Here is a 16,366-nt window from a genome sequence, read left to right on the forward strand (position 1 = left end):
TCTCTTATATAATAGTATATAATATACTTTAATGAAGAATTATTCGTAATATATTTTGGGGGGAATTATGCAAGATTTAACTTATAAGCAAATACAAAAAATTGATAAGTCTGCAACTAAAAAGTTGTTAAAATATATATCTAAGGAAATACAGGATGAGAGTATTTTAGATAAACTTGAATTTTTTTATCCTGATTTTGGTGAACAAAAACATACTTTAGCATTCAATGTCTGGATAAGCATCGACTTCATGGGGAAAGATGGGAAAACCTTTATTGAGAAATTTCTTGAAGAAAAATCAGGAGTATTAACAGAGCAAGAAAAAGATATTCTAATTGAACGTAACAAATCAAATATATCTCTCTTTGAAGTCCTTGACACTGATGGAGAATTTATCAAAGTCGTTGATTTACTTCAAAATAAAAGTTATAAATTATGGGAACCAGAATTAGCACATACTATATCCATTGGAGATTTTGCTCTTGCTAGAGTTGGAAATCTACTAGGATATTTTACTTTTGTAGGGGATATTAGTTATTTACCTTCTTCTATTAAATCCATGTTCCTTGAAGAAGTATTTATTGATTTTAATCGTTTGAGATTAAATTTCCAAACACTTACTATGAAAGAGTACCTAAAGAAATATAGCATAAACTTATATAAAATCTATACAAATTGCATCTTTGAGGCAATGGAAATGGATGAAGATATTGTTTCAGTTTTATATGACGAATTAGACGAGTTCGAAGCATATCTGGGACTTAAAGTGCCTAAATCCATAGTAAAGAAATATATCGCAAATTTAATAGATTTTTTTGAATACTATCTAGCAGATGAAGATTTAACTTTATATGATCTTGATCAAGTAGATTTTCATTATTTCTTTAAGGATGCCATAGAAGAAGGATTTATAGTATCTCAAGAAGACCTTAATTCTTATATAGCAACTTTTAAAAATTATTTGGGATTTTTAAGTAATAAAGACTCAGATTATAAAGAGGTATATAAAGAACTATTAAATATCAGTAAAACTAGATTTGACTTTATGAATCAGTTAAAGCTAGTTAAATCACCCTTTGTAATAGACAAGGAACTATCAAATATTGTATCAGACTTTCTAAATGAAGATGCAATATCTCTTATTATGGATTATGATAAATTTATGCTATATGTATTAGATAAACCCTTAGATTTAACAGAAAAAAATAAATACATAAAAAGAAAGAATCTTTTAGAAATGAATAAAATATTAGAACTTTCTAATCATGTAGATAAAGATTCACCTAATCAAAAGGATTTCCCTATAATCCATATGTTTTATAAGCTTTCTCTTAATCTAGGATTACTTTCAATAAACGGCAATAAATTATCTGTTTCTAATAAGGGAACTAATTATTTGAGATTAAGAGATGAAGATAAATATGCATTATTTTTTCAACATATTTGGAAGAGTGAATTTATATCTGAACTTTGCGATATAGAAAATATAAATATATTGGAAAAATCCAAGAAGGATTTAATGTTATCTCTATCTTCCCTAAGTGAAAATACAAATTATGAAATTGGGAGCATTTTACCAAAATTCTCAAATAATCTTAAGTTTTTCTTTGCATCTTATATATACTTACAATATCTAGGAATTATTAAATGCAATTTATATCCAAATTATGAAATCAAATTGACTTCTTTGGGAAAGACTGTTTTAAACTTTTTAGAATCAAGAAATAATAGAAAACATGAGTGTAGTGTAATAAATCTAGAATCCTTTAAAAAAAGCAGATAAATTATCTGCTTTTTTATTGTTAAAAACTATCTTCATCTTTTATTAAATCAGATACTTGAGATATAATTGTCTGAAATTGTAATTCATCTAAGCTTAAATTATCTATCGCAATTGGAGATAAATTATAGGCTAATCCGTCAAGTCCAAGTCCTACTCCCATCATCATAGTAATAGCATCAGCAATATGAACTATCGAAACTAAAATTGGATTTATATTTGCTAATTCTGGAGTATGGTGATATCCAATTGCTTCTACTAAATCCTTAGGAAGATTCCACTTTTCAGCTATCTTTTCTCCTATTTCTGCGTGCCCAAAACCTAAAACCTCTCTTTCGGCATCTAAGAAGGATATATTACCTTCTTCCATCTTTAACAATACTTCCATATATTCTTTTTCCATATGCTGGTTCAATATGGTTTTTCCAATATCTCTCAAAAGTCCTGCTATATAAGCTTCTTCTGGATTATAATACTTTATGCTTTTAGCAATAAACCTTGATACTATGGCACAGGTTTGAGATTGTGACCATAGTTCATTTTTCTCTAAAGAATATCCTCTTAACTCATCCATTAAATATGTTCTTACAGTAGAAGCAAGTGCTATTCCCTTTATTGCTTGAAACCCTAATAAAACAGTTGCTTGAGATATAGTAGAAATTTTTCTTGCATAACCATAGTAAGCAGAGTTAGCAAGGCGAAGAATCTTAGTAGTTAGAACCTGATCTTGTAATATTACTTCCTCCATATCATGGACTGTAGAATCTGGGTCATCAGTTAATACTATTATCTTATTTATAATCTCAGGTAAAACCTTCATATCTTCGACTTTATTGACTATATACTCTAAAGTAAGTTTTGTCACATTAATCTCCCCAATCAATATAAGCATTTTCTTTAATTATACCCAAAATTAATCATATATGACATAGACATAAAGACTCAAAAAACATTGGGACAATTTAGTCCCAATAATTATCTGCTTTTATTTCATTTAAAATAATTCTAATGTCAGGATTTTTTATATTATTATAAACCCTGTAGAAATCATCTTTTCTTTCCTCATAGTCCAATTCCCTTTTTAAATACCTATCTAGGAATTCTTTAAACAATATAAGCTCTCTATCATTTTTATCTAAATCCGTTAACAGCTCTATACCATCCATCAGTTTTCCCTTACTCATGAAATATAATTTAGTATTTTCATCTTTTAAAAATTCTATTGACCTTTCATATTCACCATGGTATAAATCTATATATATAATATCTGAATCCCTTACATTATCTGCAAGAAGTAAATCTTCCCTAGCTTTTTCAAATTCACCTATAGATCTATAATAATCTCCTCTATACCAATAATAATAGCTATCTCTATATTCTTCAGGTATTATATCAAAAACTTTCTTCCCTAATTCAATATTTTCTCTATATTGACTTGAAGTTGTAGCTCCTAATACCCTAAGGAGTACATCTGCTTTACCTGTTAATTCATATACCTGTATTCCATAATTCATAGCCTTTTCAGCATCTGAAGTTCCCTTACCCCAACCATATATATATAGTTTAGCCAAATATGATAATGCTTCTATATTTTCTTCATCATCTAGCAGCAAATTTTCATAATGATTTATGGCTTCTTTATACTGTACTTTTGATATTAGTCTTTCCCCCTCTGTTTGCTTGCCTCTTACCTTTAAGCTGGGCATCATATCATAATAATTAGTCATCGGAGCACTGCTGCTCAACATATTTTCATTCTCATCATAGGCATCAACCATAATATAAACTGTAATCTCACTATATACATATCCCATTATGGCTCCAGGACTTACAACACCATTTTCATCAATAGAGTACCCTGAAGGAGAATGTTTAAGAACCTCTATATCAAATACTGCCTTATTTCCTCTTATATCCACTTGCCCTTTCTCATCCATTATAACAGTAGTAAACATAGATGAATTTCCTACCCCTACAACCTTAACCCTATAAAATTCTGCTCCTTGGACTTCTTCCCATTCTACTTCAAACTTATTTCCATCTACTAACTCTTCAGCCTTAGGCTTTATAATCTTCATAGCAGAGCTAAATTGAAAATCATACTCTACATCGTCTAATACCTCAAAGTTAAATCTATTTTTCTCTAAATATGCCTTTTCAAATAATATTCCCGTACCTACTCCAATACCTAAATCATACTTTCCATCCTTCACGCCGATGGTTTCATAATATCCATCCTTATCTGTAATGGCAACGAAATCTATACCTCTGGAAGAATAGCCTTGCCTAGCTTTTTGCAGATATACTTCCACAAATGGAATGCCTACTCCGTCAACAGTTACCCTTCCCTTGATCTTATTTTCTCCATTTTTGTAATCTAACTCTTCTAACCATAACTTTCTATAACTTGGAACTAAATTGCCAAATAAAGTACCATCGAATCTCCACCCAACTTCACTGGCTTTTCCATAATACTCATCTGCTTTCTGAAAATCCTCCCTAGCAAATTCTATATGCCCTTTTAAAAAATAATACATATAATCTATATCCTTATTTCCTAGTACAAAAGATTCCAACACATCCTCTGCCTCAGTATATTCCCTATTGGAAAAATGTACATACCCTTCATAAAGCATAGATATACCTCTTATTTCATCTTTCTCTGAGTATTTTCCCCATTTTATCCAATTCTCTAAATTATTTGCATCACCATTATATATATATAAATCTAATATACCCTTGTAAGCCAAAGTGTATCTCTTACTCTTAGGATAATCCTGTATTATTTTTTTATAGCTGTCTATAGCTTTATCTATAGTACTATAATCTAAGTTTCGTTCTCCCATCTTCATTTCCATCATTATTCTATATCTACTTAATCCACTAATTATAGTCTCAGCCCTTTTATATAGTACCTCATCTTTTTGAAAAGAAACAGGGTATTTTAAATAGTAGTCATAAAGTTTCTCTGCTACTTCTGGCTTAGATTTATTAAAAATCTCAGCCAATGTCAGATTGACAAAGGGTACTACTGCTAAAATTAATACTACTATTAATAGTATTAATTTTACCTTTATTCTAATCTTCACGACTACTCACTCTCCTTTCTTCTCTAACTATAATCTGAGTTGAACCTAAATCTATAATATTTTCGCTCTTAACCATTATATCCTTAGGTACTCCCACTATTATGAAAAATATAATAAAAGATGCTACCATAGGCACTAAAGGTATTTCTATTTCCTTATTTAAGAAATCCCTTATTTTTTCATCAATGCTTTTCTTTCTATTACTTAGTATCCTGTCTCTTAAGCCCTGAGAAAGTTCTATGTCCTTCGCTTCACATTCCATAATAATATTCAATTCATTACCTAACCTATCTTTATTCATATAACTCTCCTCCTCTCTCAATGGCATTCTTCAATATTACTCTTCCACGGCTCAATCTGCTCTTTATCGTTCCTTCCTTTTCCTCTAGAATTTCTGATATTTCCTTAATTGCTAATTCCTCAAAATAAAATAATATTAAAATTTCTCTATACAGAGCATTCAAGTTAAATAATTCCCTTCTCAAAATTTCCCTGTCAATAGAGTTAAATACTATATCTTCCACCTTTTCCTTGGTTTCAAATATATCCTCGTAAATTTCAAATTCTCTCCTACTCTTTATCTTATCCTTACATAAATTCAATGCTATTCTATAAATCCAAGTATATAAGGAACTATTCCCATTATAATTATCTATCTGATTAAATACTCTAAGGAATGTATCTTGAACTATATCCTCAGCATCCTTTTCATTCTTAAGGATTAGGTAGCAAGTTTTTAATAGCCTATTTCCATAGATATCCAAAAGCTCTATATATGCTTCTTCATTTCCTTTTCTAAGTTTTCTCACTAGCTCTTTCTCTTCATTTCTAGCCACCCCTAACCCTCCTTTACTATTTAGACGACTTATATTCAAAAAGGTTGCATTAATTCAAAAGATTTCTTATCCCAATTCAATTTTAACAGTGGTGTTCCATTTCTTTCTTTATATAAATAGTATATAATAAATATTAGATGCACTAAAGAATTAATGGAGGGATGTACGTGGAGAATTTAAAACTAGATGACTTTACAAAATATAAGTTTTTATCAAGCATTAGATTATCACCAAATGGTAAAAATACTGCCTTTGTACTACATAGAATAGATGTCGAAGAAAATAAATATCTATCTAATATTTATATCTATAATGAAGAAAAAAAATCAGAATATAAATTAACATCCTTAGATGAGGAAAAATCCTTCATATGGAAAGATAATAATACTATACTATTTCCTGCTATAAGAGGTAAAAAAGATAAGGAAAGAAAAGAAAAAGAAGAAGTGACTTTTTATTATGAAATCAATCTAAATGGCGGAGAGGCTAATAAAGCATTTGAAATCCCACTAAATGTTAATTCACTTGAAATCTTAGATGGAAATAATCTTCTTCTAACTGCAACCTTTGATCCTAATCGGCCAAATCTTAAAGAATTATCTGGAGAGGAAAAAGATAATGCCGTAAAAAAGATGGAGGAAGATAAGGATTATGAAGTACTAGATGAAATACCATTTTGGTCTAATGGTGGAGGGTTTACAAATAAAAAAAGAAATAGACTTTATCTTTATAATCTAGAGGATAAGGAACTTACTCCTATTACAGATGAATTTACAGATGTAGAGAGTGTTAAACTTGACAAGAACAAATCTAAAATAATCATAGCTGCTAGTTCTTATACAGATAAAATGCAGTTAAAATCTGATTTACATCTATATAATATTAAAGAAAAACAATTAGATAAGTTAACACATGAGGAAATCTTTAGTTACTCTTACGCTGATTTCCTCGGGGATAAAATAATATTTGCTGGGAAGGATATGAAATCCTATGGTTTAAATGAAAACCCGCATTTTTATTTAATGAATTTAGATGGTTCCAATGCCATTAGAATATCTTCTGATGAATTTGATTATAGTATATGGAACTCTGTAGGCTCAGACTGTAGATTTGGTGGCTCCAAATCTATGGTAGTAGATGGTGACTATCTATATTTCATAACTACTGAGGGAGATAGCTCATATATAAATAAAATAGATAAAAATGGAAATATGGAAAAGCTAATCCAAGGAAAAGGTTCTGTAGATGGCTTTGATATATTAGATGGAAATATAAAATTTATAGGGCTTAGAGGACTTAAACTTCAAGAATTATATAGCCTAGAAGGAAAGCAAGAAACTCAATTAACTAAATTTAATGAATGGATAATGAAGGAGAAAAAATTATCTATCCCTGAACATTTAAGTTTTGAAGTAGATGGAATAACTATAGATGGATGGATAATGAAGCCTGTCGACTTTGAAGAAGGAAAAAAATATCCTTCAATACTAGACATTCATGGTGGACCTAAGACCGTATACGGTGAAGTATTCTATCATGAAATGCAATACTGGGCAAATGAAGGTTATGCTGTATTCTTCTGTAATCCAAGAGGAAGTGATGGTAAGGGCAATGAATTTGCAGATATAAGAGGTAAATATGGTACTATAGATTATGATGATATAATGAAGTTTACAGATTTAGTCCTTGAAAAATATCCTTTTATAGATAACGAAAGAGTCGGAGTAACTGGTGGCTCCTATGGCGGTTTCATGACCAATTGGATAATAGGTCATACAAACAGATTTAGAGCTGCTGCATCTCAAAGATCTATATCCAACTGGATTTCTAAGTTTGGTACTACTGATATTGGATATTATTTTGTAGAAGACCAAAATGCTGCTACTCCCTGGTCCGATGTGGAAAAGCTATGGTTCCACTCTCCTATGAAATATGCAGATAAGGTAGTCACACCTACTCTATTTATTCATTCAGAGGAAGATTATAGATGTTGGCTACCGGAGGGTATTCAAATGTTTACATCCTTAAAATATCATGGCGTAGATTCCAGACTCTGTATGTTTAGAGGAGAAAACCATGAATTAAGCAGATCCGGAAAACCAAAACATAGGATTAGAAGATTAGAAGAGATAACTAATTGGTTTAATAAATATTTAAAATAAAAACTGGTCAGATGACCAGTTTTTATTTTCCTGATATAGTTAAGCTACCAATATAAATGGAGGGGGATCCAAAGTAGCTTGAACTAGGATGAGAAAATTTAGTATCATTTCCTATATATTTTATATCTTTTAGCATAGTATATAAATTACCTGCCATAGTTATTTGCGCCAATGGTCTAATTACCTTCCCATTTTCTACAAGTAATCCATTTGACGATAGAGAAAAATCTCCTGATGTCGGATTGATTCCTGCATGTAATCCATGGATATCAGTAATAATAACACCATTCTCCATGCTCTTTACCATATCCTCTAAAGATTTATCTCCTTCTTCAATATACATATTTGTAGACATTACTCCAATAGATGATTTATGCGAAGTCCTAAAACCATTTCCAGTGGATTTTACACCATCTTTTTCAGCAGTTTTATTGTTATGAAGAAAAGTCTTCAATATTCCATTTTCTATTATATGTTTTGAATAAGTAACTGTCCCCTCATCATCAAAGGTTCTAAAATATTTTCCATTTTCCATTAAGGGATCTTCAACTATGTTAAAAAAATCTACAGCTACTTTTGAGCCTAGTTTTCCTTTCATTAGAGATAGATTTTTCTGAACTGTGCTTCCTAAGAATATAGGTGAAAAATAACTAAACATATCTGCAGCTACATTATTTCTAAGGATAATTTTATAATTACCAGATTTTATAGCCTTAGCACCTAACATCCCTATAGCATCTCCGACACTATCTTCAATAAGCTTATCCTTATACTTCTTAGAAAGTTCATTAAATACATAATTTGAATATCCTGTTTGCATATTATTTCCTTCTTCTGCAACAGCTGAAAGACTTATTATACCAATGGTATGTCTGTCTTCTACTTCCAGTCCCTTAGTATTTCTAATATATACCTCTTGAATCTTTTCTCGATAACTACAATCATCTATGGTCTTTACTCGTTTATCATAGTCATAAGCTCTTTTCTCTAGATCCAATAAATATCCAATCTTCTCTTCCTCTGTAAAATTACCTAATAAATTTTCCCTTCCAACGGTTTTCTTACTTTCCAATATGGATGAAGACATTTTCTCTACTTCATCACTATGATTATTTTCTGCATATTGAATTAAATTATTTATCAATTCATCTAAGCTATCTTCAATTAATTTTTCCGTATATGAATATCCCATTTTCCCTTTGTAAATACCCCTTAGAGATAAATTCTCTTCCTCTGCTGCTACATATTTTTCTAACTTACCTTCATATATGTTAAAATCTATGGATGAATCCTTATTGATATAGACTTCTACTTCCTCAATATTATACGCTTTAGCTTTTTCAAATAATATCCCTATTAATTTATCTCTATCCATATCTATTCTTCCCTCCCACCAACAGTCATGGTCTTAACTCTAATGGTAGGCTGTCCAGCACCAATGAATAATGCCCCGCTTCCTGCATAGCAATATCCTTGTCCTATTTCGAGATTATTTCCCACCATATCTACATCCTGAAGTATTTTATTTCCGTTTCCTATTAGAGTTGCTCCCTTAACAGGTTTAGTTATCTTACCATTTTCAATCAAATAAGCTTCTGAAAGTGAGAAGTTAAAATCACCTGTAGCTGGATTTACGGAACCTGCAGAAAGATATTTAGCAAATAATCCTTTTTCCGTATTTCCAATTATTTCTTCCTTTGTACTAGTACCCTTATCTATATAAGTATTAGTCATACGTGACGTAGGAGCAAATCTATAGTTCTGTCTTCGTCCTGAAGCTGTAGGAGCCATATTCATCCTTCTTGCACTTAATTTATCTATCATATATCCCTTTAGGATACCGTCTTCAATCAATATATTCTTTTGAGTCTTCATTCCCTCATCATCTACTCCAAGAGAGCCCCATGAATTAGTAATAGAGCCATCATCCACTAGAGTAACTACTTCTGAGGCTATTTTTTCTCCTATTCTATTAGAAAAAACTGAAAGACCTTTAGCTACAGAAGAAGCTTCTAAGCTATGACCACAGGCTTCATGGAACATTAATCCGCCAAAGCCATTATCTACGACAACTGGCATATTTCCAGCAGGACAATAGTCAGCCATTGCCATAGTTTTGGCATTTCTAGCGGCTTCCCTTGCATAATCTTCTATGCTGATTTTTTCATAAAACTCAGTACCCATTAATGCTCCAGGTCCAATGTAGCCTGTCTCTATCTGTCCATTATACTCAGCAGCTACTAGAATCAACATTCTAGTCCTTACTCTTTTATCTTCTACATAAACTCCTTCAGTATTTGCTATTAGTACATTTTGCTCTTGATCTAAGTAATTTACTGTAACCTGAGATATTATCTCGTCATAAGTCTTTGCCGCATTATATGCTCTCTCTGTAAATTCCATTTTCTTTGTGAAGTCTACTTTTGATGGTAACAATCTATAGGGATGATCTACTGGTATTACCTTTTTATCAAAGTTTACTACGATATCCTTTTTATTTTCTTTAATGGCTTGGGTTGCCCTTCTAGTAATATTTATAAGATTATCTTTAGATAAATCATTGGTATATGCATATACAGATCTTAATCCTGAAAATATTCTAATTCCTATACCAAAATCTCTACCACTCATACCTCTTTCAATATTGCCACCAACTGTGGCTATCTCTGTAGAAAAATTATCTTCCATAAATATCTCAGCAAAGTCACCGCCGCTAGCCAATGCTTCAAAAAATATATCTTCTATTATTGATTTACTTAACATAAAATCCCACCTTAATTTTCTAATATAAATGACAAGCTACAAAATGATCCTTTTCTACTTCTTTAAGTTGTGGGGTCATCTTATGACATATATCCTTTGCATGAGCACATCTCTTAACAAACTTACATCCATCTGGTGGATTAATAGGAGATGGTACCTCACCTTCTAATTTTATTCTTTTCCTTGTTTCTTCTGTACTAGGATCAGCAATAGGTATCGCAGATATTAAAGCCTTAGTATAAGGATGTAAAGGATTTCTATATAATAATTCGTTGCTGGCTAATTCTGCCATTGAACCTAGATACATCACGCCTACTCTATCAGATATATGTTTTACCATAGAAAGGTCATGGGATATAAATAAATAAGTAAGTCCCATTTCCCTTTGAAGTTTTATAAGAAGATTTACTATCTGAGCTTGAATAGACACGTCTAAGGCTGATATCGGTTCATCACACATAATAAATTGTGGTTCTACGGCTAAGGCACGGGCAATTCCAATTCTTTGCCTTTGTCCTCCAGATAATTCATGGGGAAATCTAGAACCATGCTCAGCGTTTAGTCCTACCTTACTTAGTAAATCACTAATTCTCTCTTGTCTTTCCTTATTGCTCAAATTTAGATGAACATCCATTCCTTCACCTATGATTTCACCTATGGTCATTCTAGGATCCAATGAAGCATAGGGATCTTGAAATATAATTTGAGCATTTTTCTTGAATTTGAGCTTTTCTTCTCTATTCATTTGATGAACATCCTGCCCATTGAAGTACACATGCCCACCAGTAGCTGGATAAATACCTAGTATAGTTCTACCACAGGTAGTCTTTCCACATCCAGACTCCCCTACTAACCCTAATGTTTCACCTTTTTTAATATTAAATGTTACATCGTCTACAGCTTTTAGAGTTGCATTTTTCCCCACCTGAAAATACTTTTTCAAATTTACTATTTCTAATAAATTTTCTTTACTCATTTCTCCCACCTCCAAAACTCACAGGTCTTTCTACCTTAGGAGCATCTGGATGTTGCAACCAACAGCTTACCCTATGGGTATCTGATAGACATGTATCTACTGGTTTTCTTTCCTTACATATTTCCATAGCATGCTCACATCTAGAAGTGAATGGACAGCCTTCTAATGGAAGTATTAAATCCGGAGGTGTTCCTCCTAATGAATAAAGTTCCTCTTTACTCTTTTTATCTATACTTGGTACAGAATTGAGTAATGCCCAAGTATATGGATGCTGACTGTTATAGAAGATTTCTTCTTTGGTTCCGGTCTCTACAATACTTCCCGCATACATAACTTGAATTCTATCTGCAAAGTTTGCAACAACTCCAAGGTCATGAGTTACAAGGATAATTGATGTATCAAATTTTTCTTTTAATTCCCTTAATAAATCTATAATCTGTGCCTGAATAGTAACATCAAGAGCAGTCGTTGGCTCATCTGCAATAAGAACCTTTGGATTACAGGATAATGCAATTGCAATCATAATTCTTTGTCTCATTCCACCTGATAACTCATGGGGATATTGCTTTACTCTTTCTTCTGCATTTGGAATATTAACCAGTTTAAGAAGTTTAACAGCTTCCTGCTCTGCCTCTTTTTTACTCATTTTCTTGTGAATTTGTAAGCTTTCCATTATTTGTTTACCTACAGTCATAGTAGGATTTAAAGATGTCATAGGATCTTGAAAAATCATGGCTACATCTTCTCCCCTATAAGAAAGCAGTCTTTTTTTATTCATTTGTACAACATCTTCACCATCAAATAAAATCTGTGAACCTTTCTTTATTTCTGCTGGTGGTGTCTTTAATAGTCTTAGAATAGCCTTCGCTGTAACTGTCTTACCACAACCTGATTCTCCAACAAGGGCTAAGGTTTCTCCTTTATTTAAATCAAAACTAATTCCTCTAACAGCCTTTACTTCGCCTGCATAGGTATGAAATGATATATTTAAATCTTTAACTTCTAATATCTTGTCCATCTTTTTCCCTCCTTATTGTCTTAGTTTAGGATCTAAAGCATCTCTAAGTCCATCACCTAGCAATGTAAATGACAACATGGTTAAAGCAATCATAAGTGCTGGGAAAAACAATTGATGAGGATAAAAAATAAAGTTTTGTTGAGCAGCTGATGCTAAAGCCCCCCAAGAAGTAGCTGGCGGTTGAGGTCCAAGTCCAATATATGATAAAAAGGATTCAGCAAATATATATCCTGGAATATCAAAAGTAATAGCAACAATAACTATACCAAGAGAATTGGGTATCAAATGCTTTGTGATAATCTTCCAAGGTTTAACTCCCAATGCTTCAGCCGCCATAATATATTCCTGTTGTTTTATTTGTAACATCTGTCCCCTAACAAGTCTTGCCATTCCACACCAGCCAGTTAAAGTCAAAGTCAAAAGCAAAGTCCATATATCTCTTGATTCCGCAATTATAGATATTAGGATAACAACTATCAAATATGGAATAGATGTTAGAATTTCAACAATCCTCATCATAATGTTATCTACTCTACCACCAAAATATGCTGCAACAGCACCATAGATACTTCCTACTACAGTAGAAATAATTGCACCAAAAATACCTATAATCATAGACGTCCTACCTGCTTGCCATACCCTTGAAAAAACATCACGCCCAAGTTCATCTGTACCAAACCAATGCTCTCCATTTGGCTTCATATTCATCTTAGTAGAATCTATCTCTTCATATTTATATCCATTTATATATGGTCCTATTACAGTCATTATACCTATAGTGAAAAGTATTATAATGGCTAACATTGCAACTTTGTTGCTTCTTAATCGTCTCCAAGCATCTTGCCAATAGCCAACTCTAGGACGTGCCATGGCTTCCCCAGAAGATGAATCAATACCAATCTTTCTAAATTTATCTTTTGAAATATTTTCCATTGCCACCCCTCCTACTTGCTATTTTTTGAAACCCTAATTCTAGGATCTACAACACCATAAAGTAAATCTACCACCAATTGAGATATTACAAATAATGCTGCATAGAAAACTGTGGTTCCGATGATCATAGTATAATCTCTATCATTAATGGAAGTAATATAATATGATCCTAGACCTGGAATACCAAATATTCTTTCAATAACAAAAGAACCTGTAAATATTCCAGCTATTTGAGGTCCAAGTATAGTAATAGCAGGAAGTATTGCATTTCTAAGTACATGTTTTCTTACGACATTAAATGGGCTAACACCTTTAGCCTGAGCAGTAAGAATATAATCTTGATTTATAACCTCTAATACATTAGAACGCATATATCTTCCATAGGTAGCTATAGAACCAAAACACATAGCTATTGTAGGAATGATTGTATGTTTGAATTTCCCCCAACCAGTAGTTGGTAACAATTCAAACTTTACTGATAATGTATATTGTAAAAGTGCAGCGATAATAAATACTGGAACTGTAATACCTAAGATCGCTATAAACATAACTAGATAATCTGGCCACTTGTTTCTATTTAATGCTGCAATTATCCCCAAAGTGATGCCTATGGTAATACCTAGTGCTATTGCTTGAGCACCTAATCTACCAGATACATTTGCATTTTTTAATATGGTTTCAGTAACTGATCTTCCTGGATATCTTAAAGACTCTCCTAAATCACCCTTAGTGATTAAATTTTTCATAAATTTTCCATACTGTACTATAACAGGCTCATCTAGTCCATATTTTTTATAAAAGTTTATCCTAATTTGTTCAGGTAATTTTTTTGCCATATGTGCTAGTGGATCTCCTGGTATACTATGCATTAGGAAAAAAGTAAGAGTTATAACAATCCATAAAGTAAGTAGCATATAGCCAATTCTCTTTAAAATATATCTACTCATAATCTTCCTCCTTGTCCTATTTACAAACTAGCAGTTTGTAGGCACAACCCACAAACTGCTATGAATGTTTTTAACTATCTGCCTTGTGTAAAACCGTATTTATATCCTTGAGTACCGAATGGAGTAACGCCTAGATTATTAACATATTTATATTGAAATACATTTAATCTTTGATATACTACTGGAGCTAATGCTGCTTCGTCATATAATAGTATTTTTTCTGCTTCCTTAAAATATTCTAGACGTTTAACTGGATCCATTTCCTTAGCTGATAATTCTATAAGTTCATCATATCTAGGATTTACCCAACCAGTCCCTATAGCTGCTGAATCAGACTTTAATAAAGATAACATAGCAATTGGATCATTAAACTCTGCACCCCATGCCATATAACCTATTTGGAAATCTCCTTCTTCTACATTACTATTGAATACTGGCCATTCCATTTGCTCAACTTCAAAGTTAACACCTAGATTTTTAATATACATTTGTTGTAAATATTCCCCAAAAGTCCTAAACCATTGATCTGTTGCTCCTAAAGATATCTTTACTGTTAGTTTAGATGGATCTGGGTCCATTCCTAATTCTTCCAGACCCTTAATTAATAGTGCCTTTGGATCTGGATTTTCATCAGCTAATTTTTTAACTGGTGATTCTGCTACAGTTCTATATTCATCATCACCTATATTTATATTTGGTGGAACCCAACCATATGCTGGAGCATGTACTCCATGGAAAATAACATTAGCTAATTCTTCTCTATTTATAGCTGCTGAAAATGCTTTTCTTATGTTAGCATTTTTAAATACCTTATCTTGAGTATTGAAAAACATAAAGAAAGTATTTGGATTAACTACTTCAAGATGAGTTAAGTTCTCATCCTTCATAAACTTTTCTTTCCATTCTGGTTTATTAGCTGTTGCTAGGTCAACAGAACCGTTAGATAAGGAATTATAAACTGCATTTTCATCTTGAATAATCTTAAGATTTATATTTTGTAATTTAACCTCATCTTTTCCCCAATAATTTTCATTTTTAGTTAAAATTAATTCACTATTGTGAACCCAACTAGTTAAAGTAAAAGGTCCATTATATACTAAAGTATCAAGTTCTGAACCATATTTATCGCCATATTGTTCAACTATATCCTCTCTCTGAGGTAACATAACTCTCTGATAAGTTAAAGATAGAAAATATGGCGTTGGAGACTCTAGGGTAATTTCAAGAGTGTTGTCATCTAATGATTTAACTCCAAGTTCCTCTACTGAAAGTTCTCCACTATTAACTTTTTCTGCATTTTTGATAGGTGTTAATAAATATGCATATGGAGCAGCTGTTTCTTTTGCTACTGATCTTTTTATACCATATTCATAGTCTTGTGCTCTTACCTTAACCCCGTCTGACCATACTGAATCTCTTATCTTAAATGTCCAAACAGTCCCATCTTCATTATGTTCCCAATTTTCAGCACCTGCTGGTGCTAAAAAATTAGCTTGGTTTTCATCTTCTTCTAATCTAGTAAGTGGTTCTAGAACATTATTAAGTATTCCATTTGAATAACTATCTGAACCTTTAGATGCATCTAAAGTGCTTGGTTCTGCACTTAATATTAGGTTTAGATATTGTTCACTGTCAATTGCTGCTACTTCATCATTTTCTCCACCAGCAGTATCTGTTGGTTTGTCAACAACTGCATCGTCTTTTTTTCCACAGCCTGCTACAGCAAGTAAAATTAACAAAATCGCCATTGATAATGCTAAAAACTTCTTGTTTCTCATCTGTGAATCCTCCTTTTTATTATTAAGTATATTAATTTTATCAACTTTAGTATAGAATATTTTCTAACATAAGTCAATTATTAT

The 16,366-nt window shown here is 31.9% G+C and carries 13 protein-coding genes; 2 read left to right on the forward strand and 11 right to left on the reverse strand.

What is annotated here, in order from left to right:
- Positions 1 to 67: 67 nt before the first annotated feature.
- Entirely contained in the window at positions 68 to 1,783 is a 1,716-nt protein-coding gene (locus RDK80_RS09070; RefSeq protein WP_216554902.1) for a hypothetical protein, read from the forward strand.
- A gap of 19 nt (positions 1,784 to 1,802) precedes the next feature.
- Here the strand turns inward: RDK80_RS09070 and RDK80_RS09075 are convergent, their stop codons facing one another.
- The 4 genes from RDK80_RS09075 to RDK80_RS09090 form a co-directional block, all read right to left on the reverse strand.
- Positions 1,803 to 2,645: an HDOD domain-containing protein gene (locus RDK80_RS09075; RefSeq protein ID WP_308524098.1), complete on the reverse strand. Its 843-nt coding sequence runs from the start codon at positions 2,643 to 2,645 to the stop codon at positions 1,803 to 1,805.
- Between the two features lie 97 nt (positions 2,646 to 2,742).
- Positions 2,743 to 4,869, reverse strand: a complete 2,127-nt coding sequence (locus RDK80_RS09080) for a hypothetical protein (RefSeq protein WP_308524099.1) — start codon at positions 4,867 to 4,869, stop codon at positions 2,743 to 2,745.
- Positions 4,859 to 5,170: a hypothetical protein gene (locus RDK80_RS09085; protein WP_094904290.1), complete on the reverse strand. Its 312-nt coding sequence runs from the start codon at positions 5,168 to 5,170 to the stop codon at positions 4,859 to 4,861. Before RDK80_RS09085 ends, RDK80_RS09080 begins: the two co-directional genes overlap by 11 nt.
- Entirely contained in the window at positions 5,163 to 5,705 is a 543-nt protein-coding gene (locus RDK80_RS09090) for an RNA polymerase sigma factor (RefSeq protein ID WP_216554888.1), read from the reverse strand. Before RDK80_RS09090 ends, RDK80_RS09085 begins: the two co-directional genes overlap by 8 nt.
- Positions 5,706 to 5,866: 161 nt before the next feature.
- Here RDK80_RS09090 and RDK80_RS09095 point away from each other — a divergent pair, with 161 nt between their 5' ends.
- Positions 5,867 to 7,867 (forward strand): S9 family peptidase, encoded by a 2,001-nt coding sequence (locus RDK80_RS09095; protein ID WP_308524100.1) that lies wholly within the window; start codon positions 5,867 to 5,869, stop codon positions 7,865 to 7,867.
- A 22-nt stretch (positions 7,868 to 7,889) separates the two neighbouring features.
- Here the strand turns inward: RDK80_RS09095 and RDK80_RS09100 are convergent, their stop codons facing one another.
- The 7 genes from RDK80_RS09100 to RDK80_RS09130 form a co-directional block, all read right to left on the reverse strand.
- A complete protein-coding gene (locus tag RDK80_RS09100; RefSeq protein ID WP_308524101.1) occupies positions 7,890 to 9,242 on the reverse strand; it encodes a TldD/PmbA family protein in 1,353 nt (450 codons plus the stop codon).
- 2 nt (positions 9,243 to 9,244) lie between these two features.
- Complete coding sequence (locus RDK80_RS09105; protein ID WP_308524102.1) at positions 9,245 to 10,630, reverse strand: TldD/PmbA family protein; 1,386 nt, start codon at positions 10,628 to 10,630, stop codon at positions 9,245 to 9,247.
- A 19-nt stretch (positions 10,631 to 10,649) separates the two neighbouring features.
- A complete protein-coding gene (locus RDK80_RS09110; protein ID WP_094904295.1) occupies positions 10,650 to 11,606 on the reverse strand; it encodes an ABC transporter ATP-binding protein in 957 nt (318 codons plus the stop codon).
- Entirely contained in the window at positions 11,599 to 12,624 is a 1,026-nt protein-coding gene (locus RDK80_RS09115) for an ABC transporter ATP-binding protein (protein ID WP_094904296.1), read from the reverse strand. The genes RDK80_RS09110 and RDK80_RS09115 overlap by 8 nt, the downstream gene beginning before the upstream one ends.
- Before the next feature lie 12 nt (positions 12,625 to 12,636).
- Positions 12,637 to 13,557, reverse strand: coding sequence for an ABC transporter permease (locus tag RDK80_RS09120; protein ID WP_216554871.1), 921 nt, complete (start codon positions 13,555 to 13,557; stop codon positions 12,637 to 12,639).
- An 11-nt stretch (positions 13,558 to 13,568) separates the two neighbouring features.
- Positions 13,569 to 14,504, reverse strand: coding sequence for an ABC transporter permease (locus RDK80_RS09125; RefSeq protein WP_256311262.1), 936 nt, complete (start codon positions 14,502 to 14,504; stop codon positions 13,569 to 13,571).
- A 74-nt stretch (positions 14,505 to 14,578) separates the two neighbouring features.
- Positions 14,579 to 16,282 carry a peptide ABC transporter substrate-binding protein gene (locus tag RDK80_RS09130; RefSeq protein ID WP_216554869.1) on the reverse strand — a complete coding sequence of 568 codons (1,704 nt, stop codon included), beginning with the start codon at positions 16,280 to 16,282 and terminating at the stop codon, positions 14,579 to 14,581.
- Between the last annotated feature and the right edge of the window lie 84 nt (positions 16,283 to 16,366).

Origin of the sequence: uncultured Tissierella sp. (genome assembly GCF_902479755.1) — a bacterium.
GTDB classification, from domain to species: Bacteria; Bacillota; Clostridia; order Tissierellales; family Tissierellaceae; genus Tissierella; species Tissierella carlieri.

Coding starts and splice junctions, on each gene's coding strand:
- RDK80_RS09070 (WP_216554902.1), top strand. CDS start 68: ATGCAAGATTTAACTTATAAGCAAATACAAAAAATTGATAAGTCTGCA.
- RDK80_RS09085 (WP_094904290.1), bottom strand. CDS start 5,170: ATGAATAAAGATAGGTTAGGTAATGAATTGAATATTATTATGGAATGT.
- RDK80_RS09095 (WP_308524100.1), top strand. CDS start 5,867: ATGTACGTGGAGAATTTAAAACTAGATGACTTTACAAAATATAAGTTT.
- RDK80_RS09100 (WP_308524101.1), bottom strand. CDS start 9,242: ATGGATAGAGATAAATTAATAGGGATATTATTTGAAAAAGCTAAAGCG.
- RDK80_RS09105 (WP_308524102.1), bottom strand. CDS start 10,630: ATGTTAAGTAAATCAATAATAGAAGATATATTTTTTGAAGCATTGGCT.
- RDK80_RS09110 (WP_094904295.1), bottom strand. CDS start 11,606: ATGAGTAAAGAAAATTTATTAGAAATAGTAAATTTGAAAAAGTATTTT.
- RDK80_RS09115 (WP_094904296.1), bottom strand. CDS start 12,624: ATGGACAAGATATTAGAAGTTAAAGATTTAAATATATCATTTCATACC.
- RDK80_RS09120 (WP_216554871.1), bottom strand. CDS start 13,557: ATGGAAAATATTTCAAAAGATAAATTTAGAAAGATTGGTATTGATTCA.
- RDK80_RS09125 (WP_256311262.1), bottom strand. CDS start 14,504: ATGAGTAGATATATTTTAAAGAGAATTGGCTATATGCTACTTACTTTA.
- RDK80_RS09130 (WP_216554869.1), bottom strand. CDS start 16,282: ATGAGAAACAAGAAGTTTTTAGCATTATCAATGGCGATTTTGTTAATT.